Source organism: Pseudomonas sp. SDO524_S393 (assembly GCF_054071875.1).
Genome location: NZ_JBSVVZ010000002.1, coordinates 146,273 through 172,417, shown reverse-complemented (window position 1 = coordinate 172,417; position 26,145 = coordinate 146,273). Strand labels below are relative to the sequence as shown.

21 protein-coding genes and 4 tRNA genes are annotated in these 26,145 nt (G+C 62.3%); 20 read left to right on the top strand and 5 right to left on the bottom strand.

Annotation, left to right across the window (positions count from 1 at the left end; all coding sequences use genetic code 11):
* The first annotated feature begins 1 nt into the window (after nucleotide 1).
* The 18 genes from leuD (at nucleotide 2) to ACW9IB_RS02235 (ending at nucleotide 17,701) form a co-directional block, all read left to right on the top strand.
* Nucleotides 2–646, top strand: coding sequence for a 3-isopropylmalate dehydratase small subunit (gene leuD, locus ACW9IB_RS02320; protein ID WP_457368882.1), 645 nt, complete (start codon nucleotides 2–4; stop codon nucleotides 644–646).
* A 146-nt stretch (nucleotides 647–792) separates the two neighbouring features.
* A complete protein-coding gene (locus ACW9IB_RS02315) occupies nucleotides 793–1,557 on the top strand; it encodes a class I SAM-dependent methyltransferase (RefSeq protein ID WP_457412107.1) in 765 nt (254 codons plus the stop codon).
* Between the two features lie 52 nt (nucleotides 1,558–1,609).
* Entirely contained in the window at nucleotides 1,610–2,692 is a 1,083-nt protein-coding gene (gene leuB, locus ACW9IB_RS02310) for a 3-isopropylmalate dehydrogenase (protein WP_457368880.1), read from the top strand.
* Between the two features lie 63 nt (nucleotides 2,693–2,755).
* A complete protein-coding gene (asd, locus tag ACW9IB_RS02305; protein WP_457368879.1) occupies nucleotides 2,756–3,868 on the top strand; it encodes an aspartate-semialdehyde dehydrogenase in 1,113 nt (370 codons plus the stop codon).
* 232 nt (nucleotides 3,869–4,100) lie between these two features.
* Nucleotides 4,101–5,102, top strand: a complete 1,002-nt coding sequence (locus tag ACW9IB_RS02300) for an aspartate-semialdehyde dehydrogenase (RefSeq protein WP_457412106.1) — start codon at nucleotides 4,101–4,103, stop codon at nucleotides 5,100–5,102.
* A gap of 163 nt (nucleotides 5,103–5,265) precedes the next feature.
* Entirely contained in the window at nucleotides 5,266–7,848 is a 2,583-nt protein-coding gene (locus tag ACW9IB_RS02295) for a FimV/HubP family polar landmark protein (RefSeq protein WP_457412105.1), read from the top strand.
* A 267-nt stretch (nucleotides 7,849–8,115) separates the two neighbouring features.
* Entirely contained in the window at nucleotides 8,116–8,970 is an 855-nt protein-coding gene (gene truA / locus ACW9IB_RS02290; protein WP_457368876.1) for a tRNA pseudouridine(38-40) synthase TruA, read from the top strand.
* A gap of 63 nt (nucleotides 8,971–9,033) precedes the next feature.
* Nucleotides 9,034–9,666, top strand: a complete 633-nt coding sequence (locus ACW9IB_RS02285; protein WP_457368875.1) for a phosphoribosylanthranilate isomerase — start codon at nucleotides 9,034–9,036, stop codon at nucleotides 9,664–9,666.
* Nucleotides 9,667–9,910: 244 nt separating this feature from the next.
* A complete protein-coding gene (gene accD / locus ACW9IB_RS02280) occupies nucleotides 9,911–10,831 on the top strand; it encodes an acetyl-CoA carboxylase, carboxyltransferase subunit beta (protein WP_457368874.1) in 921 nt (306 codons plus the stop codon).
* Nucleotides 10,828–12,135, top strand: a complete 1,308-nt coding sequence (gene folC / locus ACW9IB_RS02275; protein WP_457412103.1) for a bifunctional tetrahydrofolate synthase/dihydrofolate synthase — start codon at nucleotides 10,828–10,830, stop codon at nucleotides 12,133–12,135. The genes accD and folC overlap by 4 nt, the downstream gene beginning before the upstream one ends.
* On the top strand, nucleotides 12,119–12,787 hold the full coding sequence (locus ACW9IB_RS02270) for an SPOR domain-containing protein (RefSeq protein WP_457412101.1): 669 nt from the start codon (nucleotides 12,119–12,121) through the stop codon (nucleotides 12,785–12,787). Before folC ends, ACW9IB_RS02270 begins: the two co-directional genes overlap by 17 nt.
* 257 nt (nucleotides 12,788–13,044) lie before the next feature.
* Nucleotides 13,045–13,602 (top strand): CvpA family protein, encoded by a 558-nt coding sequence (locus ACW9IB_RS02265; protein ID WP_457368871.1) that lies wholly within the window; start codon nucleotides 13,045–13,047, stop codon nucleotides 13,600–13,602.
* Nucleotides 13,603–13,643: 41 nt separating this feature from the next.
* Entirely contained in the window at nucleotides 13,644–15,149 is a 1,506-nt protein-coding gene (gene purF / locus ACW9IB_RS02260) for an amidophosphoribosyltransferase (RefSeq protein ID WP_457412100.1), read from the top strand.
* Between the two features lie 64 nt (nucleotides 15,150–15,213).
* Nucleotides 15,214–16,425 (top strand): O-succinylhomoserine sulfhydrylase, encoded by a 1,212-nt coding sequence (locus tag ACW9IB_RS02255; RefSeq protein WP_457368870.1) that lies wholly within the window; start codon nucleotides 15,214–15,216, stop codon nucleotides 16,423–16,425.
* A gap of 11 nt (nucleotides 16,426–16,436) precedes the next feature.
* Nucleotides 16,437–17,201 (top strand): SDR family oxidoreductase, encoded by a 765-nt coding sequence (locus ACW9IB_RS02250; RefSeq protein ID WP_457412099.1) that lies wholly within the window; start codon nucleotides 16,437–16,439, stop codon nucleotides 17,199–17,201.
* Between the two features lie 107 nt (nucleotides 17,202–17,308).
* Nucleotides 17,309–17,384 (top strand) — tRNA-Val (locus ACW9IB_RS02245).
* 56 nt (nucleotides 17,385–17,440) lie between these two features.
* A tRNA-Asp gene (locus tag ACW9IB_RS02240) sits at nucleotides 17,441–17,517 on the top strand.
* Between the two features lie 107 nt (nucleotides 17,518–17,624).
* Nucleotides 17,625–17,701, top strand: a tRNA-Asp gene (locus ACW9IB_RS02235).
* Nucleotides 17,702–18,088: 387 nt separating this feature from the next.
* Here ACW9IB_RS02235 and ACW9IB_RS02230 read toward each other — a convergent pair.
* Entirely contained in the window at nucleotides 18,089–19,372 is a 1,284-nt protein-coding gene (locus tag ACW9IB_RS02230; RefSeq protein ID WP_457412098.1) for an NAD(P)/FAD-dependent oxidoreductase, read from the bottom strand.
* 184 nt (nucleotides 19,373–19,556) lie between these two features.
* On the opposite strand from ACW9IB_RS02230, the gene ACW9IB_RS02225 reads away from it, so the two are divergent.
* A tRNA-Val gene (locus ACW9IB_RS02225) sits at nucleotides 19,557–19,633 on the top strand.
* A 246-nt stretch (nucleotides 19,634–19,879) separates the two neighbouring features.
* On the opposite strand, the gene ACW9IB_RS02220 is transcribed toward ACW9IB_RS02225, so the two are convergent.
* Genes ACW9IB_RS02220 through ACW9IB_RS02210 form a run of 3 tightly spaced genes read right to left on the bottom strand, consistent with a single transcriptional unit; the run spans nucleotide 19,880 to nucleotide 23,335 of the window.
* Nucleotides 19,880–20,911 carry an SIS domain-containing protein gene (locus tag ACW9IB_RS02220; RefSeq protein WP_457412097.1) on the bottom strand — a complete coding sequence of 344 codons (1,032 nt, stop codon included), beginning with the start codon at nucleotides 20,909–20,911 and terminating at the stop codon, nucleotides 19,880–19,882.
* Complete coding sequence (locus ACW9IB_RS02215) at nucleotides 20,892–21,923, bottom strand: ROK family protein (RefSeq protein ID WP_457412095.1); 1,032 nt, start codon at nucleotides 21,921–21,923, stop codon at nucleotides 20,892–20,894. Before ACW9IB_RS02215 ends, ACW9IB_RS02220 begins: the two co-directional genes overlap by 20 nt.
* Before the next feature lie 8 nt (nucleotides 21,924–21,931).
* Nucleotides 21,932–23,335, bottom strand: coding sequence for an APC family permease (locus ACW9IB_RS02210; RefSeq protein ID WP_457412093.1), 1,404 nt, complete (start codon nucleotides 23,333–23,335; stop codon nucleotides 21,932–21,934).
* 206 nt (nucleotides 23,336–23,541) lie between these two features.
* Between ACW9IB_RS02210 and ACW9IB_RS02205 the strand changes: the two genes are divergently transcribed.
* Complete coding sequence (locus ACW9IB_RS02205; RefSeq protein WP_457367272.1) at nucleotides 23,542–24,744, top strand: ROK family transcriptional regulator; 1,203 nt, start codon at nucleotides 23,542–23,544, stop codon at nucleotides 24,742–24,744.
* 12 nt (nucleotides 24,745–24,756) lie between these two features.
* On the opposite strand, the gene ACW9IB_RS02200 is transcribed toward ACW9IB_RS02205, so the two are convergent.
* The gene (locus ACW9IB_RS02200; RefSeq protein ID WP_457412091.1) at nucleotides 24,757–26,043 is read right to left on the bottom strand and encodes a CitMHS family transporter; all 1,287 of its coding nucleotides are present in this window, start codon (nucleotides 26,041–26,043) and stop codon (nucleotides 24,757–24,759) included.
* Nucleotides 26,044–26,145: the final 102 nt, after the last annotated feature.

Here is a 26,145-nt window from a genome sequence, read left to right as displayed (position 1 = left end):
GATGCGTGCTTTTACCCAACACACCGGCCTTGTCGCCCCCTTGGACCGTGCCAACGTCGACACTGACCAGATCATCCCCAAGCAGTTCTTGAAGTCGATCAAGCGCACCGGTTTCGGCCCGAACCTGTTCGACGAGTGGCGCTACCTGGACGTGGGCTACGCCTACCAGGACAACTCCAAGCGTCCGTTGAACAAGGATTTCGTACTCAACGCCGAGCGTTATCAAGGCGCCAGCGTGCTGCTGGCCCGGGAGAACTTCGGTTGCGGCTCCAGCCGTGAACACGCGCCATGGGCGCTGGATGAATATGGCTTTCGCAGCATCATCGCGCCGAGCTACGCCGACATCTTCTTCAACAACAGCTTCAAGAACGGCTTGCTGCCGATCATCCTGACCGAAGCGGAAGTCGACGAGTTGTTCAAACAGGTGGAAGCCGAAGAGGGCTACCAGTTGACCGTCGACCTGGCCGCGCAGACCGTGACCCGTCCGGACGGCAAGGTGTATCACTTTGAAGTGGATGCGTTCCGCAAGCACTGCCTGCTCAACGGCCTGGACGATATCGGCCTGACCTTGCAGGACGGCGATGCGATTGCGGCGTTTGAGGCCAGGCACCGGGCGAGCCAGCCCTGGTTGTTTCGCGATGCCTGATTTGATGTAGGCAGGACTGACCCCTTCGCGAGCAAGCCCGCTCCCACATTCGACCGAGTTTCTTCAGTTGAAATGCAATCAAATGTGGGAGCGGGCTTGCTCGCGAAGGCGGCAGCACAAACAACACAAGTCCCAAGGAAACCACCATGACCACCACCGCCCACACCCAAGTCGTGCAAAAACAATTCGGCGAGCAAGCCTCGGCCTATCTGAGCAGCGCCGTACACGCTCAAGGCACCGAATTCGCGCTGCTCCAGGCCGAACTGGCCGGGCAGGGCGCTGCACGCCTGCTGGATTTGGGCTGCGGGGCCGGGCATGTGAGTTTCAACGTGGCGCCGCTGGTCAAAGACGTGGTGGCCTACGACCTGTCCCAGCAGATGCTCGATGTGGTGGCCGCCGCTGCGGCTGATCGCGGTCTCGACAACATCAGTACCGTACGCGGTTACGCCGAGCGCCTGCCGTTCGCCGACGGTGAGTTCGACTTCGTGTTCAGCCGCTATTCGGCCCACCACTGGAGCGATCTGGGCGTGGCGTTGCGCGAAGTGCGTCGAGTGCTGAAACCGGGCGGCGTGGCGGCGTTCATCGACGTCTTGTCGCCGGGCAGCCCGCTGTTGGACACTTACCTGCAAACCGTCGAAGTGCTGCGCGACACCAGCCACGTGCGCGACTACTCCGCTGCCGAGTGGATGCAGCAGCTCAGCGAGGCCGGTTTGCACGTGCGCAGCAGCAGTCGTCAACGGCTGCGCCTGGAATACATCTCGTGGGTCGAGCGCATGCGGACGCCAGAGGTGTTGCGCGCGGCGATCCTTGAGCTGCAACAGGCCATGGGTCAGGAAGTACGCGATTATTACGAGATTCAAGCCGACGGCACGTTCAGCACCGATGTGCTGGTGGTGTGGGCCGAACGCTGATTATTTTTCCGACCTGCCCACGGGCAGGTCGCCCGATTGAAACGAGGAAAGCATGAGCAAGCAGATTCTGATTCTTCCAGGCGACGGTATTGGTCCGGAAATCATGGCCGAAGCGGTCAAGGTGCTGGAGCTGGCCAACAGCAAATACAGCCTGGGCTTCGAGCTGAGCCACGACGTGATCGGCGGCGCCGCCATCGACAAGCACGGCGTGCCGCTGGCCGATGAAACCCTGGAGCGCGCCCGCGCCGCTGACGCGGTGTTGCTGGGTGCCGTGGGCGGCCCGAAATGGGACAAGATCGAGCGCGACATTCGCCCGGAGCGCGGCCTGCTGAAAATCCGTGCACAACTGGGTCTGTTCGGCAACCTGCGTCCGGCCATCCTTTACCCGCAGTTGGCCGATGCCTCGAGCCTCAAGCCGGAGGTGGTGTCGGGCCTCGACATCCTGATCGTGCGTGAACTGACCGGCGGTATCTATTTCGGCGCACCACGCGGCGTGCGTGAGCTGGAAAATGGCGAGCGCCAGGCTTACGACACCCTGCCGTACAGCGAAAGCGAAATCCGCCGTATCGCCCGCGTCGGCTTCGACATGGCCCGCGTGCGTGGCAAGAAGGTCTGCTCGGTGGACAAGGCCAACGTACTGGCTTCCAGCCAGCTGTGGCGTGAAATCGTCGAAGACGTGGCCAAGGACTACCCGGACGTCGAACTGAGCCACATGTACGTCGACAACGCCGCCATGCAACTGGTGCGCGCGCCCAAGCAGTTCGACGTGATCGTCACCGACAACCTGTTCGGCGACATCCTGTCCGACCAGGCCTCGATGCTCACCGGTTCCATCGGCATGCTGCCGTCGGCGTCCCTGGACACCAACAACAAAGGCATGTACGAGCCTTGCCACGGCTCGGCGCCGGACATCGCGGGCCAGGGCATTGCCAACCCGTTGGCGACGATTTTGTCGGTCTCGATGATGCTGCGTTACAGCTTCAACCTGGCGGACGCGGCGGATGCCATCGAGAAAGCCGTGAGCCTGGTCCTGGACCAGGGCCTGCGGACCGGCGACATCTGGTCGCAGGGTTGCACCAAAATCGGCACGCAAGAAATGGGCGACGCAGTAGTCGCGGCGCTGCGGAATCTGTAATCTCTCGGGCCCCCTTGCAGAAGTTGCTGCAGGCGGCCCACTTTTTAACAAGGTGTAGTTGCGATGAAACGTGTAGGTCTGATCGGTTGGCGCGGTATGGTCGGTTCCGTGCTCATGCAGCGGATGCTGGAAGAGCAGGATTTCGATCTTATTGAGCCGGTGTTTTTCACCACTTCGAACGTAGGTGGCCAAGGGCCGTCCGTGGGCAAGGACATTGCTCCGCTCAAGGACGCCTACAGCATTGAAGAGCTCAAGACCCTCGACGTGATTCTGACCTGCCAGGGTGGCGACTACACCAGCGAAGTCTTCCCCAAGCTGCGCGAAGCCGGCTGGCAGGGCTACTGGATCGATGCCGCGTCCAGCCTGCGCATGCAGGACGATGCCGTGATCATCCTGGATCCGGTGAACCGCAAGGTCATCGATCAGCAGTTGGATGCGGGCACCAAGAACTACATCGGCGGCAACTGCACCGTCAGCCTGATGCTGATGGGCCTGGGCGGTCTGTTCGAAGCCGGCCTGGTCGAGTGGATGAGCGCCATGACCTATCAGGCGGCCTCCGGTGCCGGCGCGCAGAACATGCGTGAACTGATCAAGCAGATGGGCGCGACCCACGCTGCCGTGGCCGATCAACTGGCTGACCCGGCCAGTGCGATTCTGGATATCGACCGTCGTGTGGCCGAAGCCATGCGCAGCGATGCGTACCCGACCGAGAACTTCGGCGTGCCACTGGCCGGCAGCCTGATCCCGTGGATCGACAAAGAGCTGCCGAACGGCCAGAGCCGCGAAGAGTGGAAGGCCCAGGCCGAAACCAACAAGATCCTGGGCCGCTTCAAGAGCCCGATCCCGGTGGACGGTATCTGCGTGCGCATCGGTGCCATGCGTTGCCACAGCCAGGCGCTGACCATCAAGCTGAACAAGGACGTGCCGATCGCCGATATCGAATCGCTGATCAGCCAGCACAACCCTTGGGTCAAGCTGGTGCCGAACAACCGTGACATCAGCATGCAGGAGCTGAGCCCGACCAAGGTCACCGGCACGCTGAACATCCCGGTGGGGCGTCTGCGCAAGCTGAACATGGGCACCCAGTACCTGGGCGCATTCACCGTCGGCGACCAATTGCTGTGGGGCGCCGCCGAACCGCTGCGCCGCATGCTGCGGATCCTGCTGGAGCGTTGATCGCTTGAGGCAATACAGGAAACCCGCGCTCTGGTGACAGGCGCGGGTTTTTTGTTGTGCTTTCGGGCGCCATCGCAGGCAAGCCAGCTCCCACACTTGAATGTATTCACAAATCAAAATGTGGGAGCTGGCTTGCCTGCGATGAGGCCATCAGCTTCACCACAAAAACTGGCCCAATTACCCCACCACCCGGTAAAGTGCCGCTCCCCCCGCAATGCCCGAGGCAGCCTCCATGACCCAGACCTTTGATATCGCCGTGATCGGCGCGACCGGCACCGTTGGCGAAACCCTGGTGCAAATTCTCGAAGAGCTGGACTTCCCGGTGGGCGCGCTGCACTTGCTGGCGGGCAGTAACTCGGCAGGCGCTTCGGTGCCGTTTCGCGGCAAGAACGTGCGGGTCAAGGAGGTCGACGAGTTTGACTTCAATCAGGTCAAGCTGGCGTTCTTCGCGGCGGGCCCTGCGGCGACCCTGAGTTTCGCCCCGCGCGCCACGGCAGCGGGCTGCGCGGTGATCGACCTGTCCGGTGCGTTGCCGGCAGAGCCGGTGGTGCCGGAAGCCAATGCCCAGGTGCTGGATGGCCTCAAGCCGCCATTCCAGCTCGGCAGCCCGAGTCCATCGGTCACGAACCTTGCGGTGGTGCTGGCGCCGTTGCGTGGCGTGCTGGATATCCAGCGTGTCAATGTCACGGCCAGCCTGGCGATGTCGGCACAGGGGCGCGAAGCCGTCAGCGAGCTGGCCCGACAAACTGCCGAGCTGCTGAACATGCGCCCGCTGGAGCCGCAGTTCTTTGATCGGCAAGTGGCTTTTAACCTGCTGGCACAGGTCGGCACGCCGGACGCCGAGGGGCACACGGCACTGGAGAAGCGCCTGGTGCACGAGCTGCGTGCCGTGCTGGGCATGCCGTCGCTGAAGATTTCCGCTGCCTGCGTTCAAGCCCCGGTGTTTTTTGGCGATAGCCTGACAGTGTCGCTGCAACTGGGCGGGGCGGTCGATCTGGCGGCGGTCAACCGCGTGCTGGATTCGGCGCCGGGCATCGAGTTGGTTGAAGACGGGGATTTCCCTACAGCGGTTGGCGATGCGGTCGGCCAGGATGTGGTGTATGTCGGTCGGGTTCGCGCCGGGGTGGATGACCCGGCGGAACTAAATCTGTGGCTGACGTCAGATAACGTACGCAAAGGTTCGGCACTAAACGCCGTACAGCTGGCGCAGTTGTTGATAAAACGCCTTGTGTAAAAGATACTTGGCGGCAATTTGTAGATTGATTCTAACCAGGCGCTATGCTTGGCCCCAGGCAGGAACAGTTGCGCGTCGGTGACCTATCGGCTCGCCATGCCTTAATGGCAGCGGTTACCAACCTTCTCGCAGGTCGGGGAGTGTTCAAACAAAGGATGAGGCTATGGTTCAAGTTCGCAAACTGGTGTTAGCAATAGCGGCCGCCTCGGCGCTGTCCTCCGGTATGGCGCAAGCGCTGCAGCTGGGGGAAATGACCCTCAAGTCGAAGTTGAACCAGCCGCTGTCGGTGGAAATCGAATTGCTCGATGTCGGTGGCCTCACCGCTTCCGAGATCACCCCGAGCCTGGCATCGTCCCAGGCCTTTGTTGACGCAGGCGTCGACCGTCAGAAGTTTCTCGATGAGCTGACCTTCACCCCGGTGATCAACCCCAACGGCCGCAGCGTGGTGCGTGTCACCTCCAGCAAACCGCTGCCCGATTCCTACATCCGTTTCCTGTTGCAAGTGCAGTGGCCCAATGGCCGGTTGATGCGTGACTACAGCGTGTTGCTCGACCCGGCCAAGTTCGACCAGCCTGCGCCGACTGCTGCCGCACCTGCTCCAACGCCGCGCCAGAGTGCCCCGGCCAGCCCGGCACCCGCGGTGAGCAAACCGGCCCAGCACACCACCACCTCTCGCGATACGTTGTGGGAGATCGCCGAGAAGAACCGCCATGGCGCCTCGGTGCAGCAAACCATGCTGGCCATTCAGGCGCTGAACCCGGACGCTTTTATCGACGGTAATATCAACCGTCTGAAAACCGGCCAGGTCCTGCGCCTGCCGGACACCGTTCAAAGCACCGCATTGCCGCAATCCAAGGCGATTGCCGAAGTTTCCGCGCAGAACAATGCCTGGCGTCAGGGCCGCCGCACGGCGACCAACCCGGCGGCGGGCAAGCAACAACTGGACGCCACCAAGCGCACCCAGGCCGGCAACGCGCCTTCGAGTACCAATACCCAGGACAACCTGAGTCTGGTATCGGCCGAGTCGGCCAAGAAAGGTGTGAAAGGCAAGGCCGCTGACAGCCGTGCCTTGAGCGACAAGCTGGCGATGACCCAGGAAGAGCTGGACACCGCGCGTCGTGACAATGCCGAACTGAAAAGCCGTGCAGCCGACCTGCAAAGCCAGTTGGACAAGTTGCAGAAGCTGATCCAGCTGAAAAACGACCAACTGGCCCGCTTGCAGGCTGAAAAGGCTGACCCGGCTGCCCAGTCGACAGCGCCGACGGCGGTGATCCCGGCGCAACTGGCCAACGCGCCTGACGCTGCACCTGCCGCCCCGGCAACGCCGCAAGCGGCGCCTGCGCCGGCAGCCCCCGCGCCTGAGCCGACCAAAGCGGACGCCACGCCTGCAGCCAGCGACGAAGGCAAGTTCAACGAACTGCTGACCAATCCGGTGGTGCTGGGTGTCGTCGGTGGCGCCGCAGGGTTGCTGGCATTGCTGCTCCTGCTGCTGTTGTTGCGCCATCGCAACGCCCGCCGTGAAGAGGAAAAACACCTGCGCATGGCGCGTGCGCTGGCGGAAGAGCCGGTCTTTGCCTCGAACATCGATCATGACCTGCCGCCAGACAGCTTCGAAGGCCTGGAAGTGCCGCCGCCGAGCGTCAAGCTGGCACCCGCTCCGGCGCCTGCGCCTGTGGTGGAGCCGGTGGTGGTACCGACCGTGGCTTCCGTACTCGCGCCACTGGCCGTGGCCGTCAATCCGCAGAACTCCAGCGACGCGCTGGCGCAGGCTCAATCCCATATCGACCGTGGTCACCTGAACCAGGCCGCCGATGTGTTGGAACAAGCGATCAAGCACGAACCCAAACGCAGCGACCTGCGCTTGAAGTTGATGGAGGTCTACGGCCTGCAGGACAACAAGGACGGTTTTGTCGGCCAGGAGCGTCAACTGGTGGCCAATGGTGAAAACCATGCCCAGGTCGAACAGCTCAAGAGTCGCTTCCCGGCCATGGCGGTGCTGGCGGCGGGCGTCAGTGCCGTGGTCGCCGCTGCGGCGCTGGATGCCCAGTACGTCAAGGATTTGCTCGAAGACAAGCCCGAGGCGCCGGCTGCCCAGCCCGAGGCCGATGCTTTTGACACCGATTTCGACTTGAGCCTTGACGACCTGGAAGCCGCTTCGCCGGCCGTGGTCAGCCCGGACGACTTGAGCTTCGAGTCGGTCCTGCAACAGCAGACCGAGGCCAAGGCCAGCCCCGATGACTTGTCGGATTTCGACCTGGACCTGCAACTGGACGCGCCTGGCACGGCGCAATCGGACGACGACTTCCTCTCGGGTCTTGAGGATGCGATGAAGGACTCGCCGGCGGTCGAGCCGCCGACCCTCACTCCGGCCGCATTGGACGATTTCGACCTGCCGGAAGATTTTGACCTGTCCCTGGCCGACGAGCCGCAGACCCCGTCTGCCGAGCCGGATGCCTTCACTTCGGAGCTGGACGACGTCAACGCCGAGCTGGATCGTTTGTCCCAGAGCCTGGAGCATCCGTCCATCGAGCCCTCCTTCACTGCGGAAGATGCGGCGTTGGGCGATGATGAACCGGAATTCGACTTCCTCTCCGGTACCGACGAAGTTGCCACCAAGCTCGACCTGGCCCAGGCCTACATCGACATGGGCGATGCGGACGGAGCGCGGGATATCCTCACCGAGGTGCTGACCGAAGGTGACGAGACTCAGCGCGGCGAAGCCAAGGAAATGCTCGGCCGTATCTGACGGGCGACAGCAATCCAATGTGGGAACAACTGTCTTTGATGGCTTCAAAGGCGCAGGCGGGGTGCCCAGGGCGGTATTCCCAATGTGGGAGCGGGCTTGCCCGCGAATGCGGAGTGTCAGTCACCGTCAATGTTGACTGAATCACCGTATTCGCGGGCAAGTCCGCTCCCACATCTGCCTTGGAACCCGGCGTTAACAAAAGCGCCCATCACGCTACTTCGGCCTTTATAATGGCTGCCTTTGCGCAACTCATCAGGCTCTCAGCTCTTGGCAAATATAGATAACGCGGCCGCCGAAATAGCGGCCGCAGGCTTTTACAGGATCGCCCTGGGCGTGGAATACAAAGGCTCGCGCTATCGCGGCTGGCAGCGCCAGGCGTCGGGCGTGCCGACGGTGCAGGAAACCCTCGAGAATGCCTTGTCGAAAGTCGCCGATTCGCCGGTCTCGCTGATGTGTGCCGGGCGTACCGATGCCGGCGTACATGCTTGCGGGCAGGTGGTGCACTTCGACACCCAGGCCGAGCGCTCCCTGAAAGCGTGGGTAATGGGCGCCAATATCAATTTGCCCCACGACATCAGCGTCAGTTGGGCCAAGGTCATGCCGGCGCACTTTCATGCGCGCTTCAAGGCCATCGCCCGGCGCTATCGTTATGTGATCTACAACGATCAGATCCGCCCGGCACACCTCAACGAAGAAATCACCTGGAACCACCGTCCGCTGGACGTCGAGCGTATGGCCGAGGCGGCGCAGCACCTGGTGGGCACCCATGATTTCAGCGCGTTCCGGGCGGGCCAGTGCCAGGCCAAGTCACCGATCAAGGAAGTCCATCACCTGCGGGTGACGCGCCACGGCAAGATGATCGTGCTGGATATCCGTGCCGGCGCGTTCCTGCATCATATGGTGCGCAACATTGCCGGAGTGCTGATGACCATCGGCGCCGGCGAGCGCCCGGTGGAGTGGGCCAAAGAGGTGCTGGAAAGTCGCATCCGCCGCACGGGTGGCGTGACCGCGCATCCTTTTGGCCTGTACCTGGTGGGGGTGGAATACCGCGACGAATTCGAATTGCCGGATCGCTTCCTCGGTCCGCACTTCCTCACCGGTTTCAGCGAACTTGGCGGCTGACGCCCGGAAAAGCTTTTGTTACCATCCGGGACTTTCTCGGTTCAACCCTGAGGTTTTCACGACATGTCAGCCGTTCGCAGCAAGATTTGCGGGATTACCCGCACGGAAGACGCGCTGGCGGCTGTGGAAGCGGGGGCGGACGCCATCGGTTTCGTGTTTTATGCCAGGAGCCCGCGGGCGGTGAACGTGTTGCAGGCACGGGCGATCATCGCCGCGCTGCCGCCGTTCGTGACCACCGTGGGCTTGTTCGTCAACGCCAGCCGCTGCGAACTCAACGAAACCCTGGATGCCGTACCGCTGGACATGCTGCAGTTCCATGGCGATGAAACCCCAGGCGAATGCGAAAGCTATCAACGGCCTTATATCAAGGCGCTGCGGGTCAAGGCCGGGGATGATATCGCTGCCGCATGCGCTGCCTACAGCGGGGCGCGCGGGATTCTACTGGACACTTACGTCGAAGGCGTGCCCGGCGGCACCGGCGAAGCGTTCGACTGGTCGCTGATACCGGCCAGCCTGAGCAAGCCGATCATCCTGGCTGGCGGGCTCAACCCCGAGAATGTCGGGGCGGCGATCGAACAGGTGCGACCTTACGCCGTGGACGTCAGCGGTGGCGTGGAGCAGGGCAAGGGCATCAAGGATCACCACAGGATTCGCGCGTTCATGCAGGCCGTGCGCAACAGCAGTGACAGGATGTGACGGCGCGCAGTCTGCCGCCGTCCATAACTACCACTGTGTAAAACAGACCGGTGCCGCCTGCGGGCGGTCCGGACATGAAGTGGCAACCCTGCGCTGGCAGGTTGTCTGGAAGGCTGAGGACTCATGCGGGAAATGGCCGGTCGAACGTCTGACCCCGTCCAGCATGTGTCATCGCCACATATGAATTGAGCTCAAGGGCATACGCGGGGCTGTGTTCAAGCCACCGGTACTGGAGAAAGAAAGCATGAGCAACTGGTTAGTAGACAAACTGATCCCTTCGATCATGCGTTCCGAGGTGAAGAAAAGCTCGGTTCCTGAAGGTCTGTGGCACAAGTGCCCCTCCTGCGACGCGGTGCTGTACCGTCCGGAGCTGGAAAAGACCCTGGACGTTTGCCCCAAGTGCAACCACCACATGCGTATCGGCGCCCGCGCCCGCATCGATATTTTCCTGGACGCCGAAGGTCGTGCCGAGCTGGGCGCTGACCTGGAACCGGTCGACCGCCTCAAGTTCCGCGACGGCAAGAAGTACAAGGACCGCCTGACCGCAGCCCAGAAGCAGACCGGCGAGAAAGACGCGCTGGTCTCCGTCAGCGGCAAGCTGCTGGGCATGCCTGTCGTTGTTTCGGCGTTCGAGTTCTCTTTCATGGGCGGTTCCATGGGCGCCATCGTCGGTGAGCGCTTCGTGCGCGCCGCCAACTACGCCTTGGAAAACCGCTGCCCGATGGTGTGCTTCGCCGCCTCCGGTGGTGCGCGCATGCAGGAAGCCCTGATTTCCCTGATGCAAATGGCCAAGACCTCTGCGGTACTGGCGCGGCTGCGTGAAGAAGGCATCCCGTTCATCTCCGTACTGACCGACCCGGTCTACGGCGGTGTTTCCGCGAGCCTGGCGATGCTGGGTGACGTGATCGTCGGCGAGCCAAAAGCGCTGATCGGCTTTGCCGGCCCGCGCGTGATCGAGCAGACCGTGCGCGAAAAACTGCCGGAAGGCTTCCAGCGCAGCGAGTTCCTGCTGGAGCACGGCGCCATCGACCTGATCATCCCGCGCGGCGAACTGCGTCCGCGTCTGGGCAACCTGCTGGCGCAAATGATGGGCCTGCCGACACCTGTGTATGTCGCGCCCAAAGTCGAGCCGATCGTTGTGCCGCCGGTGCCTGCAAACCTATGACCCAGCGTACCCTGGGCGAATGGCTCGCCTACCTTGAGCAGTTGCATCCGTCCGCCATCGACATGGGCCTGGAGCGCTCGCAACAGGTAGCGGCCCGCCTCGGGTTGGGCCGCCCGGCACCGCGCGTGATCACGGTGACCGGTACCAACGGCAAAGGCTCGACCTGTGCCTTTGTCGCGGCGCTGCTGCAGGCCCAAGGGCTGAAAGTCGGCGTCTACAATTCCCCGCACCTGCTGCGTTACAACGAGCGGGTGCAGCTCAATGGTGTCGAAGCCACCGATGAGCAGCTCTGCGAAGCTTTTGCTGCGCTGGATGCCGGGCGTGGCGATATTTCCCTGACCTACTTCGAGATGGGCACCCTGGCGGCGTTCTGGCTGTTCGAGCGTGCACAGCTGGATGCGGTGGTGCTGGAAGTCGGCCTGGGTGGGCGCCTGGACACGGTCAACGTGGTGGACGCCGACCTGGCGCTGGTCACCAGTATCGGCATCGACCATGCCGACTACCTGGGTAATACCCGGGAGTCCGTGGCCTATGAAAAGGCCGGGATCTTCCGTCAGGGCAAGCCGGCACTCTGTGGTGATCTGGAGCCGCCGCACACCCTGCTGGACAAGGTGCGCGAGCTGGACTGCCCGTTTTTCCTGCGTGGCCGCGAATTCGGTCTCGAGATCGGTGCGCAGCACTGGCAATGGCATGGGCGAGACGCCCGTGGCCAGGCCGTGACGCTGCGCGATCTGCCGCTGTTGAACCTGCCGATGGAAAACGCCGCGCTGGCCTTGCAGGCCTATTTGCTGCTGGACCTGCCATGGAACGCCGAGCAGATTGCCGCGACGTTGTTGGCGACCCGCGTCGTAGGGCGTCTGGATCGTCGCACGTTCGACTGGCAAGGCAAGCGACTGAACCTGTTGCTGGATGTAGGCCATAACCCCCACGCTGCCGAGTACCTGGCACAGCGCTTGTCGCGTACGCCGCCGGTCGGTCGTCGTCTGGCGGTCTTCGGTTTGTTGGCCGACAAGGATCTTGAAGGTGTGGTCGCGCCGTTGCTGGGCAGCGTTCAGGCCTGGGCCGTGGCGCCGCTGGATTCGCCACGCAGCCGGCCGGCTGCCGAGCTGATGGTGGCGTTGCAGAACCTTGGCGCGCCGGTGGCGTCGTATGCCAGTGTCACTGCGGCCCTTGAGGCGCAATGTACGCTAGCGACCGCTGATGACGAGATTCTGTTGTTCGGGTCATTTTATTGTGTTGCCGAGGCGCTCGAGTGGTTGGCCCGGCGCTCCACGGAGGAAGCTGCACATGGCATTACTGGATAGCGCATACAAGCAGCGCATGGTCGGCGCCCTGGTGCTGGTGGCGCTGGCGGTGATTTTCCTGCCCATGCTGTTTTCCCGCCAGGACGAAGAGCGCCAGGTCGTGGTCGAAGCGCCGGCTGCACCCCAGGCGCCTGTGATGCCGCAAGTGCAGGTCCAGCCGGTGGTGGTGCCCGAGCCGCAGGCGTTGCCTGAGGAAGAGCCTGTGCCGAGCGACGATGAAGTGGCGGCCCAGCAGGCCCCTTCGGTGCCTGTGCAGCCCAGCGTGCCGGTGGTCAAGCCGGCGCCTGCTCCGACTGCGCCGGTCGCTGCGGCCAAGCCGGCAGCGCCTGCGCCTGTGCCGAAGCCGGTTGTGCCACAGCCAGCCGCGCCGGGCAAGCCGGACGTGGGCCAGAGCCGTATCGACCCGAACGGCTTGCCGATCAGTTGGTCGATCCAGGTCGCGAGCCTCGGCAACCGCGAAAGCGCCGATGCCTTGCAGAAGAAATTGCGTGCCCAGGGCTATAACGCCTATATCCGCACGGCGGATGGCAAGAACCGGGTGTTTATCGGGCCGCTGATCGAGCGCGCCGAGGCGGATCGCCTGCGGGACCTGCTGGATCGCCAGCAGAACCTGAAGGGGTTCGTTACCCGGTTCCAGCCTGAGCGCGGTTAATACCGCCAATCTCGGGTTGGAATGCAAGCCAAAGGTGGGAGCTGGCTTGCCTGCGATGACGGTGGGTCAGTCAACAGTGATGTTGAATGTGCCGCCCCCATCGCAGGCAAGCCAGCTCCCACATTGGTTTTTGTGTGGGGTTGAGATTGGGTGTGCTCGCCACAACCTATTGATTTGCAAAGCAGCCGCAATCACCGCTTACCGACAGCTCGACGCTCTGCTAAAATGCGCCGCCTTATCCGTCCGTAGGCTCAAACGTGCCATTTACCTGGGTTGATTGGGCGATCGTAGCGATCGTCGCCATCTCCGCTTTGATCAGTCTGAGCCGCGGCTTTGTAAAAGAAGCACTGTCGTTGGTGACCTGGGTCATTGCAGGCGTCGTAGCCTGGATGTTCGGGGGTTCATTGTCGGTTTACCTGGCCGGATACATCGAGACACCTTCGGCTCGCGTCATCGCGGGCTGCGCCATCATGTTCATCGCCACGCTGCTGGTGGGAGCAATGGTCAATTATCTTATTGGCGAGTTGATACGCGTCACCGGTCTGTCCGGGACCGATCGATTCCTCGGCATGGCCTTTGGCGCCGCGCGTGGCGCGTTGCTGGTGGTCGTGGCGGTCGGGCTGTTGAGCCTTGGGCCGGTACAGCAGGATTCGTGGTGGCAGGAGTCGGTACTCGTGCCAAAATTTCTATTGGTTGCAGATTGGTCCAAGAACCTCATATTGGGGTGGAGCAGTCAGTGGCTGGCCAGTGGAATCAGCGTACCCGCTGACATTCCGTTCAAGGAACACCTCTTGCCGGCCAAAACGCCTCAGTAAGTCGTGTTCAGTCAAGTTTCATTAAGTAGGGGTTGCGTCGCATGTGTGGCATCGTCGGTATCGTCGGTAAGTCGAACGTCAATCAGGCGCTGTATGACGCGCTAACCGTGCTCCAGCACCGCGGCCAGGATGCTGCCGGTATTGTGACCAGCCACGACGGCCGGTTATTCCTGCGCAAGGACAATGGCCTGGTGCGTGACGTGTTCCATCAGCGTCACATGCAGCGTCTGGTCGGGCACATGGGCATTGGCCACGTGCGTTACCCGACAGCCGGCAGCTCGACTTCGGCTGAGGCCCAGCCGTTTTACGTCAACTCGCCTTACGGCATCACCCTGGCGCACAACGGTAACCTGACCAACGTTGAGCAACTGGCCAAGGAGATCTACGAATCTGACCTGCGCCACGTCAACACCAGCTCCGACTCGGAAGTGCTGCTCAACGTGTTCGCTCACGAGCTGGCCCAGCGCGGCAAGCTGCAACCGACCGAAGAAGACGTGTTCGCCGCCGTCACCGACGTACACAACCGCTGTGTCGGCGGTTATGCCGTGGTGGCGATGATCACCGGTTATGGCATCGTCGGCTTCCGTGACCCCCATGGCATTCGCCCGATCGTGTTCGGCCAGCGTCACACCGACGAAGGCGTCGAGTACATGATTGCGTCCGAAAGCGTGTCCCTGGACGTGCTGGGCTTCACCCTGATCCGCGACCTCGCGCCGGGCGAAGCGGTGTACATCACCGAAGACGGCAAGCTGCACACCCGTCAGTGCGCCGTGGCGCCGAAACTCACTCCGTGCATCTTCGAACACGTCTACCTGGCGCGTCCGGACTCGATCATCGACGGCGTTTCGGTGTACAAGGCGCGTCTGCGCATGGGCGAGAAGCTGGCCGAGAAGATCCTGCGCGAGCGTCCGGAACATGGCATCGACGTGGTGATCCCGATCCCGGACACCAGCCGTACCGCAGCGCTGGAGCTGGCCAACCATCTGGGCGTCAAGTTCCGCGAAGGTTTCGTGAAGAACCGCTACATCGGCCGCACCTTCATCATGCCGGGCCAGGCGGCGCGCAAGAAGTCGGTACGCCAGAAGCTCAACGCCATCGAGCTGGAATTTCGCGGCAAGAACGTGATGCTGGTGGACGACTCCATCGTGCGCGGTACCACCTGCAAGCAGATCATCCAGATGGCGCGCGAAGCCGGTGCGAAGAATGTGTACTTCTGTTCGGCGGCACCTGCCGTGCGTTACCCGAACGTCTACGGCATCGACATGCCAAGCGCCCACGAGCTGATCGCTCACAACCGCTCGACCCAGGACGTTGCCGACCTGATCGGTGCTGACTGGCTGATCTACCAGGACCTGCCGGACCTGATCGAAGCGGTCGGCGGCGGCAAGATCAAGATCGACCAGTTCGATTGCGCCGTATTCGACGGCAAGTACGTGACCGGTGATGTCGATGAGGCCTACCTGAACAAGATCGAGCAGGCGCGTAACGACTCCTCGAAGATCAAGACCCAGGCGGTCAGCGCGATCATCGATCTGTACAACAACTGAGTGACAACCGGCCCTGAGGGGCCGGTTTTGTATCTAAATAAAGCATTGAGTAAGGAGTGGCAGCATGAGTCAGGAATGGGATGCCGGTCGGTTGGACAGCGACCTCGATGGCGTAGCTTTCGATACCCTGGCTGTGCGTGCTGGTCAGCACCGTACACCGGAAGGTGAGCACGGCGATCCGATGTTCTTCACCTCCAGCTATGTGTTCCGCACCGCTGCCGACGCCGCCGCGCGCTTTGCCGGTGAGGTGCCGGGCAACGTTTATTCGCGTTATACCAACCCAACTGTGCGTGCGTTCGAAGAGCGCATTGCGGCTTTGGAAGGCGCCGAGCAGGCCGTGGCCACGGCCACTGGCATGGCGGCAATCCTCGCGGTGGTGATGAGCCTGTGCAGCGCCGGTGATCATGTGCTGGTCTCGCGCAGCGTGTTCGGCTCGACCATCAGTCTGTTCGAGAAGTATTTCAAGCGCTTCGGCATCGAAGTGGACTACGTGCCCCTGGCGGATCTTTCCGGTTGGGATGCGGCGATCAAGGCCAATACCAGGTTGCTGTTCGTCGAGTCGCCGTCGAACCCGCTGGCCGAGCTGGTGGACATCGCCGCATTGTCCGAAGTGGCCCACGCCAAGGGCGCGATGCTGGTGGTGGACAACTGCTTCTGCACGCCTGCATTGCAGCAACCGCTGAAACTGGGTGCGGACATCGTGGTGCATTCGGCCACCAAGTTCATTGATGGCCAGGGCCGTTGCATGGGCGGTGTGGTTGCCGGTCGCAGCGATCAGATGAAGGAAGTGGTGGGCTTCTTGCGCACCGCGGGCCCGACCCTGAGCCCGTTCAACGCCTGGATTTTCCTCAAGGGCCTGGAAACCCTTAACCTGCGCATGCGCGCGCATTGCGCCAACGCCCAGGCACTGGCCGAGTGGCTGGAACAGCAGGACGGCATCGAAAAGGTCCACTACGCCGGCCTCAAGAGCCATCCGCAACACGAGTTGGCCCAGCGCCAGCAACGCGGTTTCGGCGCCGTGGTGAGCTTTGAAGTGAAGGGTGGCAAAGAGGGCGCCTGGCGCTTTATCGATGCCACGCGCCTCATCTCCATCACTGCCAACCTGGGCGACAGCAAGACCACCATTACTCACCCGAGCACCACCTCCCATGGGCGTCTGGCGCCGCAGGAGCGTGAGGCGGCGGGCATCCGTGACAGCCTGATTCGCATCGCGGTGGGCCTGGAAGACGTGATCGACTTGCAGGCAGACCTGGCGCGCGGGCTGGCGGCCTTGTGATCGAGTGGTCCATGGAAGCCGCGACAGCCAGTAACGGGCGCGTTGCGCTGGTCACAGGCGCGGCGCGGGGCATTGGCCTCGGGATTGCGGCGTGGCTGATCAGCGAAGGCTGGCAGGTGGTGTTGACCGATCTGGACCGCGAGCGCGGCACCCGGGTGTCCAAGGTATTGGGCGACAACGCGTGGTTCATCACCATGGACGTCGCTGACGAGAAGCAAGTGGCCCAGGGTGTGGCTGAAGTGCTGGGGCAGTTTGGACGGTTGGATGCGTTGGTGTGCAACGCGGCAGTGGCCGACCCGCACAACATCACGCTGGAAAGCCTCGACCTGGCGTACTGGAACCGAGTGCTTGCGGTGAACCTCAGCGGGCCGATGCTGCTGGCCAAGCACTGTGCGCCCTACCTGCGCGCCCATGGCGGAGCGATCGTCAACCTGGCGTCGACCCGGGCCCGTCAATCGGAGGCGGACACCGAAGCCTATGCGGCGAGCAAGGGCGGTTTGCTGGCCTTGACCCATGCACTGGCCATCAGCCTGGGGCCGGAGGTGCGGGTCAATGCCGTGAGCCCTGGCTGGATCGATGCCCGTGACCCCGCGGCACGCCGTGCCGAGCCGCTGAGCGACGCCGATCATGCCCAGCACCCGGCGGGCAGGGTCGGGACGGTGGAGGATGTGGCGGCGATGGTCGCGTGGTTGCTGTCGCGTCAGGCCGGGTTTGTCACCGGGCAGGAGTTTGTCGTGGACGGCGGCATGAGCAAGAAGATGATTTACAGCGAGTAGGGCAGGTGGCCGTGTTGAAGTTATTTTGTCTTTTTCAGAAAAACTTCAAGCAGGCTATTGACTTAGGTTCGGTACCTGCGTAAATTTCGCGGCCTCAACGAAGCAAAGGGTGATTAGCTCAGCCGGGAGAGCATCTGCCTTACAAGCAGAGGGTCGGCGGTTCGATCCCGTCATCACCCACCACTTCGTGAGAGTTTTGCCCTAGGGCAAGACGCAACGCTAATAGGTTGCACCGACGCGCAGCGGTAGTTCAGTCGGTTAGAATACCGGCCTGTCACGCCGGGGGTCGCGGGTTCGAGTCCCGTCCGCTGCGCCATATTTTCCAGGTTCGATGCGTCGGATCTGAGATTGAACAGCCAAGGCTGGTCAATCAGATGTTTAAAAGATGATTGAGGGTTATCTGCTCAGTCAGTCAAGCGATACGCAGCGGTAGTTCAGTCGGTTAGAATACCGGCCTGTCACGCCGGGGGTCGCGGGTTCGAGTCCCGTCCGCTGCGCCATATCTGCTTCAAGGACCACTGAACGCCTTGAAGCACAAAGCAAGCCACAGGCAGCTTTGATCCGATAGCAAAGACCCTGGTCGAAAGACCGGGGTTTTTTGTTTCCGGGATTTGGCTGCGAAGGCAGTGGGTCAGGCGGTATCTGTGTCGGCTGTGCCGCCGTCTTCGCAGCGATGCGGCGACCCGACAAGCCAGCTCCCACATTGGTTCTCTATCGTTGGTGAGAACGTGCTCGATGCGATGGCCCTGCTAATCGAGTTTCTTTAGCCACTGGCAACCTCTGTGGGAGCTGGCTTGCCTGCGATGGCATCACCGCAGTGTGACTAACACACCAAGGTTTCTGCATCGCGGGCAAACCACGCAACCCCGTCCCAGGGTATGTTGGGGTCAGAAGCCCAGTTTATCGCGCAGTCCGTAGTACCAGGCCCCCAGCGCCGCAAACGGCGTGCGCAACAGTTGCCCGCCCGGGAACGGGTAGTGCGGCAGGTCGGCAAACGCATCAAAACGCTCTGCCTGGCCTTTGAGAGCCTCCGACAATACCTTGCCTGCCAGGTGTGTGTACGTCACGCCATGGCCGCTGCACCCCTGTGAGTAATAGATGTTGTCGCCCAGGCGGCCGACCTGCGGCAAGCGCGACAGGGTCAGCAGGAAATTACCGGTCCACGCGTAGTCGATCTTCACGTCCTTGAGTTGCGGGAACGCCTTGAGCATCTTCGGTCGGATGATCGCTTCGATATTTGCCGGATCGCGCGCGCCATACACCACACCGCCACCGAAGATCAGGCGCTTGTCGCCCGTGAGGCGGTAGTAGTCGAGCAGGTAGTTGCAGTCTTCCACGCAATAATCCTGCGGGAGCAGGGTCTTGGCCAGTTCATCGCCCAACGGCGCAGTAGTGATGACTTGCGTGCCGCAAGGCATCGACTTGGCCGCCAGCTCCGGCACCAGGTTGCCCAGGTAGGCATTGCCCGCGACGATGATGAACTTGGCCCTGACCTTGCCCTCGGCGGTGTGCACCACCGGGTTGGCGCCGCGCTCGATGCGCACCGCCGCCGATTGCTCGTAGATCGTGCCACCCAGGGACTCCACTGCCGCCGCTTCACCCAGTGCCAGGTTGAGCGGATGGATATGCCCGCCGCTCATGTCGAGCAGTCCGCCGACATAGTTGTCACAGGCCACCACCTCGCGAATGCGGCGTTCGTCGAGCAGTTCCAGTTGTGTGTGACCAAAGCGTTCCCAGAGGCGCTTCTGCGATTCCAGATGGCCCATGTGCTTGCTGTTGAGCGCTGCGAATACGCCACCGTCCTTCAGGTCGCACTGGATCTGATATTTGGCCACACGCTCGCGGATGATCCTGCCGCCTTCGAACGCCATCTGCCCCAGCAACTGCGCCTGTTGCGGTCCGACGCTGCGCTCGATGACGTCGATATCACGGCTGTAGCTGTTGACGATCTGTCCACCGTTGCGGCCTGACGCGCCGAAACCCACCTTGGCGGCTTCCAGCACCGTCACGCGAAAACCGCTTTCCAGCAGGAACAGCGCGCTGGAGAGGCCGGTATAGCCAGCGCCGATGACGCACACATCGGTTTCAACCTCGCCTTGCAACGCCGGGCGTGGCGGCACCGCATTCGCGGATGCGGCGTAATAGGACTGGGGGTAGGGGGTGTTCGCCATCCTGGAACCTCTGTTTTATATTTTTTACGAGTGGCCCGATCCTACCTGAGTTGAAAATTGCCTGCCAGCCACCCGAAAAACACGAGAGCACCTGTCGCAAATAAAAAATTCGCATATTCATAGGGTTAGCTGCAAAAAAGATGTTGACACCCCTCCGGAATTCCGTAGAATGCCGCCTCACAGCAGGCACGTAGCTCAGTTGGTTAGAGCACCACCTTGACATGGTGGGGGTCGTTGGTTCGAGTCCAATCGCGCCTACCAAACAAAATCCGCTCTGCTGGGCGGTCTGGAAGGGCTCACCGAAAGGTGGGCCCTTTTTTGTTGCCTGCGATTTGCAAAACAGTCATTTATTCTTCGCGAGTGATGTCGTGCATGGCTGAGTATCGTTCTGTCCCGGGGGAGGTCATGACGGTGTGCGGTATCAAAGACTAGTTTTCTGACGCCTCTCTGGGTTTATTTTTGAGTTACAAGACGTTGATGGGGAGCGCTTTTAACCTCTGCTCCACCTCACCGCGTCTGCGTCACCTTCTTCAAAAACCTCGGCTGATCAGGATCGCGCCCGCGTGCCACGGCCAGTTGTGCGGCGTTCAGGTAAAAGCCCTGGATCATCGTGAACGGTTCCAGCAGTGGATGCGCGGTCGACACACTGGGCAGTAGCCCTTCGCAGGGGGTACCGCGTGGCGCCACGACCAGTACCTGGGCACCGCGCGCGCGCATTTCGTCGGCGAACGCCAGGGTGCCGGGTTGTTCCGGGCCGGACGGGGCGAAGACCAGCACGGGGTAGCCGGCTTCGATGATTTCCATGGGGCCGTGGCGCACTTCGGCGCTGGAAAATGCTTCGGCCTGGATGCCGGCGGTTTCCTTGAGCTTGAGGGCGGCCTCCTGGGCGATGGGCAGCGCGGCGCCTCGGCCGATGACGATCATTTTGTCGGCATTCGCCAGCACTTCGAGCATTGGCGCCCAGTCGTCAGCGGCGACGTCGCTCAGCTGCCCGGGCAGCTGTTGCAGGGCTGCGCTCAGGCCATTGTCGAGGTCCAGCGCGTTGGCCAGATGGGCCACCACTTGCGCGCCGGCCGTCAACATTGCCACGTAGCTTTTGGTGGCGGCCACGCTCTGCTCGTGGCCTGCGGGCAGCAGCACGGCATGATCGCTGGCAGCGGCCAGCGGCGAGTTGTCGGTGTTGACCCATGCCACCGACTGCGCGCCGCGCTGTTGCAGGTAGCGGACGCTGTCGATCAGGTCGGGGCTTTTGCCGGACTGGGAAAATGCCGCCACCCAAGTGTTTTTCAGGCGCAGCGGTGGCTGCTGCAAGCTGACCAGTGACAGCGGGATCGACAGGCTGGGCAGGCCGATCTGGCTCATCAGCGCATAGCCGAAATACGCCGCGGCATGGTCCGAACTGCCCCGCGCCACGGTGATCACCAGCTCGGGCAGCGCCTGCGCCCATTGTTGGCTCAGGGCGCGCAGGGCCTGGTCATCATCGAGCATGCGTTGCACGATCGACGGGATGGACAGGGTCTCACTCAACATGAACGACATGTTTGACTCCAGTAGCGTCGAGGGATTCGCCGGCGGCGAGCACTTGGTGGGCAATGGCGTTCAGCCCGGCTGCCTCCATGGCCATGCTCAAGGCGCCCCAGAGCGGCGCATCGTGGGTGAAATGGGCGGCAACGATGTCGGGCGGGAAGGGCACCACGCGATGGATCAACTGCTCGATGACCGGCGCCAGTGTCGCCGCCTGACGGTACAGGCCGCCGCCGATGGCGATGCGCTCGACATCCAGGGCCACCGCCAGGTTGGCCACCTGCACCGTGCAGGCGGCGATACGCCGTTGCAGCGCCAGGTTCACGATCGGGTCGGCGCTGGCGAACAGGTCCAGCGCCTGGTTGCCGTGCCCGAGCAGGTCGCTGGCCAATTGATCGAGGGCATTGCCCGAGAACAGCTCTTCCAGCGGTGCGTGGCCGTTCTGGTAAGTGGCCCATTGCTCGGGCTGCGCCGGATCGAGAAAGGGCGACAACAGGTAACCGATCTCCATGGCCGCGCCGTTGTGCCCGCGTACCAGCTTGCCATTGATAATGGCGGCGGCGGACAGGCCGGTGCCGAGGTTCAGGTAGAGCCCATTGTCGATGCCTGCCAGCGAACCCCAGCGGACTTCCGCCAGGGCGCCGGCCTTCACGTCGTTGTCGAGGTTCACGGCGATGTTGCCGAAGGCTTGGGCGATCAGCGCCTGCAGGTCCAGGCCCTCAAAGCCCGGTGTGTTGGGCGCCATCAGCAAAGCAGGGCCGCGCACCACCCCGGGGAACACCGCGGCCACGCTCAGGACCTGGGCGTTGTCGAACTCGGCCACGCAATCGCGTGCCGCGCACAGGATACGTTCCAGCGCGGGTACGCCGGACAGGCCGTCGGCGTGGGTCGCCAGGATCCGCGTATTCATGCGCTGGCGGGCGCTGTCGTAGCAGGCGACCTGGGTCTTGGTGCCGCCCACATCGATGGCCAGCAACACGCCTCGCCGGGGCGCCGCAGCGCCCGTTGATTCCAAAGGTTCGTGCATTGCATTGATCACTTATTGAAAGGCCACAGCCGTTGGATGCGTGCCCAGAACAGATAGGCCACGCTGCCCGCCAGTACCCACACCAGCGACCACTGGATCGGGTAGGCGCCGGGCGCATTGTGGTTGGACGCCAGATAGATATAGACCCAACCCAGCAGCGCAATCACGGCGGGAATGGGGTAAAGCCACATTTTGTAAGGCCGTGCCAGGTGCGGCTTGGTTTTGCGCAGCACCAGCAACGACACGATCTGCGCAACGGACTGCACCAGGATCATCACAGTGGTCAGCAGTTGGATCAGCGTGTTCAGGTCGGTCAGGCGCCCGATCATGAACCCCACCGACGTCAGCAGCCCCATGCTCAGGATGCCCCAGGTGGGGAACGCGTGCTTGGGGTGGGTCTGGCTGAAGGCGTTGAAGAACACCTTGTCCTTTGCCGCTTCGAACGGCACGCGCGAGCCGCCCAGCAAGCCGGCGAATACCGAGGCGACAGCGGTGATCAGGATCAGCACGGTGACGATGCCGGCGGCGGTATTGCCCCAGGTTTCGCTGAGCACCACCGAGGCCACGGATTTGTAGGCGGCGGAGTCGGGATCGAGCATGCGGTGCCAATCCACCACGCCCAGCACGCCCACTTGCATCACCAGGTAGATCGCGAGGATGCCGATGATCGACAGAATGATCGACTTGGGAATCACCCGACCCGGCTGTTCGACTTCACCGGCCAGGTACGCCGAGGTGTTGTAGCCCAGATAGTCATAGATGCCGATGGTCAGGCCGCCGGCCATGCCGAACCAGAAGCCGCTGTCGGCCAGGTTGAACGCGCCTTCGGGAAAGGTGAACGCCAGGTCGGCGTGGAAGTTCGACAGGGCGGCGGCGATCAGCGCGCCGATGCTCACCAGCATGATCACCCACAGCACGATGCTCAATTTGGCGATGGATTCGATCTTGCGCCAGAGCATGGCGACGATCAGCCAGATCACTGCCAGACCGATCAGGTTGCCGGCGGTAGGGCTCATGTCCGGCCAGAACCAGGTCAGGTATTGCACGAAACCGATGATGCCGGTGGACATGATCAGCGGAATAAACAACATCGCCGTCCACACGAACAGGAAAGGCAACAGCTTGCCGGTGCGTTTGCCGAACGCTTCACGCAGGTACACATAGGTACCGCCGGCTCCCGGCAACGACGCGCCGAGTTCGGCCCAGACCAGGCCGTCGCACAGCGCCAGCAACGCGCCGAGAATCCAACCCAGGTAGGCCTGGGGACCGCCCATGATCACGATCATGGCCGGGATGGTGATGAAGGGGCCCACGCCGCACATCTGGCTCATGTTCAGGGTGATGGCGGGGAAAAGACCGATCTTGCGCTTGCCGTTGGGCAAATCCGGATCGACGGGTGTCAGCGTACTCATGGGGACGACCTCTTGTTCGGGTGACAGAAGCGAAGGGCAGTCAGCAAGGGGCATTCCGTGCCATCGAGGGTTCTGTCGACCCGTCATTGTTGTTATGGGACGTAACCGGTGTTCGCATTGGCTGCGGGACCGAGGCGCCTAGAAAACCACAGCACAAGTATTAATTCAACTTGATTTAATTAATCCAAGGCACGGATGATCGCCCCATGAAAAGTCCCCGGATCCAACGCACTGTCACCACCGGCACCAATGCCGAACACGCCCGCTTGCATAACCGCCGGGTAGTTCTCGAAGCCATCCGTCAGAACGGCCGCTTGACCCGCGCAGACCTCACGCGGCTGACGTCGCTGACGGCGCAGACCATTTCCAACATCGTCACCGAGTTGCAGGACGAAGGCATCTTGCTGGCCCACGCTGCCGAAAAGGGCGGGCGCGGCCAGCCGCCGGTACCCTTGTCGCTGAACCCCGAGGGCGGGTATTCGATTGGCATCCATGTGGAACAACACCGCATCATTGGCGTGCTGCTTGACCTGCTGGGCGAGACGGTGGGCCAGGTCAACCTGACAGTCAGCTATCCGACGTTCGAGCAGGCGCTGCCGCTGATGCTCGACACCGTGAACGGCTTTCGGCAGCAACGCCCGGCAGGGCGTTTCCTCGGCGTTGGCGTTGCCTTGCCCGGCCCGTTCAGTGTCGAAGGCATGACCGCAGTGGGTCCTACGGCAATGTCTGGGTGGGATGACCCGAACATCCCACAGCACCTGCAGCACGCCATCGGCCTACCGGTGCTGATCGAAAACGACGCCACCGCCGCCACCATGGGCGAGCGTCTGTATGGCCTCGCCAGCGACTTGAACCATTTTGTGCATTTGTTTATCGGCAGTGGGCTGGGCGCGGGCTTGTACCTGGATAACCGACTGTATTCCGGGCATTGGCACAACGCTGGTGAGATCGGTCACATGACGGTCATCCCGGGCGGCAAGACCTGCTATTGCGGCAATCAGGGTTGCCTGGAGCGTTACATCTCGATTGCCGCGTTGCTGGAACACCTGGGCTATCCCACCGAACATGACTTGCATGCCTGGGACGCCGAGGACCCGGCGCTCAACCAGTCCATCGAGCGCTGGCTGGACGAGGCCGCGCCGGCACTGCGCCAGGCCATCAACATTCTCGAGTCGGTGCTCGACCCGCAGACCATCCTGATCAGCGGCTTTCTGCCCGAGGCGTTGTTGGCCCGCCTGATCTCCCGGTTGGAGCCGCTGAGCCGTTCAATCAGCAGCCGCTCCGACCGCCGCTACCCGCGCATTCAAATGGGGACCGCCGGCCACGATGCGGTAGCGTTGGGGGCGGCGGCGTTGATGATCCTTGCGGAAATCAGCCCGGACTACGAGGCGCTGCTCAAGCCGGAGTAGGCCGGGCAAGTTTCAGTTGACCACCGTGATCGCGCCGATCGCAATGGCGACGACCAGCATCACCAAGACCGTGCCCACCGTCCATTTCAGCGATACGCGCTGGTTGTCGCCGTAGTCGATGTCCAGCAGCCCGCACAGCAGGTAGGTAGACGCCACCAGCGGGCTGAGCAGGTGCACCGGTTGACCGATCAATGAGGCGATCGCCATTTCCTGCCCGTCGATCCCGTAATGCGCAGCGGTCTGTGCCCAGATGGGCAGCACGCCGAAGTAGAAGGCATCGTTGGACAACACGTAAGTGAACGGCATGCTCAGCAGCGCGGTAATCACCGACAGGTAGGGGCCGGACTGCTGCGGGAGGATTTCGATAAGGTTGTCGGAAATCGCCTTGACCATACCCGTACCGCTCATGATGCCGACAAAGATACCCGCCGCGAAAATCAGCAGGCTCACCGCCATGACGTTTTCCGCGTGCCGCGCGATCACTTCTTTCTGCTGCTTGAGGGACGGGAAGTTCACCAGGCACGCCAGGCCGAAAGCGATCATGAACAGAATCGGCAATGGCATCAGGTTGATCATCATGCAGGTGATCAGCGCCACGGTCAGCGCCACGTTGAACAGGAAGCGCGGGTCGTTCAGACGAACATGGGCGTAGCCCTTGAGTACCTCGTCGGCACTGATGTTCACCACGCCCAGGCGACGAAACTCCATGCGGCCCAGCCACCACGCCGCAAACAACACCCAAACGCCGCCGGCCAGCATGATCGGCACCATGGCGATGAACAGCTCGGTGATGTCCACGTGCATTGCACCGGCGGCGCGGGAAAACGGCCCGCCCCAGGGCAGGATATTCATCACGCCGATGGCCATCAGCAGTACGGTGGCCATCACCTGCAGGCGAATGCCGGTCAGACGGTACAGCGGCAGGAAGGCAGCGGTGGCGATGATATACGTGGTGGCGCCATCGCCATCCAGGCCCACGCACAGGCCCAGCACGGCGGTGCCTACCACGATCTTGCGCGGGTCGCCCTTGACCAGGCGCAGGATCACTTTGATCAGCGGGTTGAACAGGCCGGCGTCGGTCATCATGCAGAAATACAGGATGGCGAACGTCAGCATGATGCCGGTGGGCGCCAGCATCTTCAGGCCGTCGTACATCATGCCGCCCAACTGCGGCGCGAAGCCCGCGAGGCTACCAAAGACAATCGGTACCAACAGCAGCGCCACCAGGGGCGACAGGCGCTTGCTCATGATCAGGTACATGAAGCAAACGATCATGGCGTAGCTCAGGAATATCAGCATGGGTATACCTTGTGGCGATCTTGTTATTGTTCTATCAGATAGAACGCTATGCTTTCTGACAGAACAAATGTCGAGGTTAATTTCCCTGGTGTCAACTGAAGA

Bases quoted from the DNA above. Each gene is read 5' to 3' on its own strand.
- leuD (WP_457368882.1), top strand. From the start codon at position 2: ATGCGTGCTTTTACCCAACACACCGGCCTTGTCGCCCCCTTGGACCGT.
- ACW9IB_RS02315 (WP_457412107.1), top strand. From the start codon at position 793: ATGACCACCACCGCCCACACCCAAGTCGTGCAAAAACAATTCGGCGAG.
- leuB (WP_457368880.1), top strand. From the start codon at position 1,610: ATGAGCAAGCAGATTCTGATTCTTCCAGGCGACGGTATTGGTCCGGAA.
- asd (WP_457368879.1), top strand. From the start codon at position 2,756: ATGAAACGTGTAGGTCTGATCGGTTGGCGCGGTATGGTCGGTTCCGTG.
- ACW9IB_RS02300 (WP_457412106.1), top strand. From the start codon at position 4,101: ATGACCCAGACCTTTGATATCGCCGTGATCGGCGCGACCGGCACCGTT.
- ACW9IB_RS02295 (WP_457412105.1), top strand. From the start codon at position 5,266: ATGGTTCAAGTTCGCAAACTGGTGTTAGCAATAGCGGCCGCCTCGGCG.
- ACW9IB_RS02285 (WP_457368875.1), top strand. From the start codon at position 9,034: ATGTCAGCCGTTCGCAGCAAGATTTGCGGGATTACCCGCACGGAAGAC.
- accD (WP_457368874.1), top strand. From the start codon at position 9,911: ATGAGCAACTGGTTAGTAGACAAACTGATCCCTTCGATCATGCGTTCC.
- folC (WP_457412103.1), top strand. From the start codon at position 10,828: ATGACCCAGCGTACCCTGGGCGAATGGCTCGCCTACCTTGAGCAGTTG.
- ACW9IB_RS02270 (WP_457412101.1), top strand. From the start codon at position 12,119: ATGGCATTACTGGATAGCGCATACAAGCAGCGCATGGTCGGCGCCCTG.
- purF (WP_457412100.1), top strand. From the start codon at position 13,644: ATGTGTGGCATCGTCGGTATCGTCGGTAAGTCGAACGTCAATCAGGCG.
- ACW9IB_RS02255 (WP_457368870.1), top strand. From the start codon at position 15,214: ATGAGTCAGGAATGGGATGCCGGTCGGTTGGACAGCGACCTCGATGGC.
- ACW9IB_RS02250 (WP_457412099.1), top strand. From the start codon at position 16,437: ATGGAAGCCGCGACAGCCAGTAACGGGCGCGTTGCGCTGGTCACAGGC.
- ACW9IB_RS02230 (WP_457412098.1), bottom strand. From the start codon at position 19,372: ATGGCGAACACCCCCTACCCCCAGTCCTATTACGCCGCATCCGCGAAT.
- ACW9IB_RS02220 (WP_457412097.1), bottom strand. From the start codon at position 20,911: ATGTCGTTCATGTTGAGTGAGACCCTGTCCATCCCGTCGATCGTGCAA.
- ACW9IB_RS02215 (WP_457412095.1), bottom strand. From the start codon at position 21,923: ATGCACGAACCTTTGGAATCAACGGGCGCTGCGGCGCCCCGGCGAGGC.
- ACW9IB_RS02210 (WP_457412093.1), bottom strand. From the start codon at position 23,335: ATGAGTACGCTGACACCCGTCGATCCGGATTTGCCCAACGGCAAGCGC.
- ACW9IB_RS02205 (WP_457367272.1), top strand. From the start codon at position 23,542: ATGAAAAGTCCCCGGATCCAACGCACTGTCACCACCGGCACCAATGCC.
- ACW9IB_RS02200 (WP_457412091.1), bottom strand. From the start codon at position 26,043: ATGCTGATATTCCTGAGCTACGCCATGATCGTTTGCTTCATGTACCTG.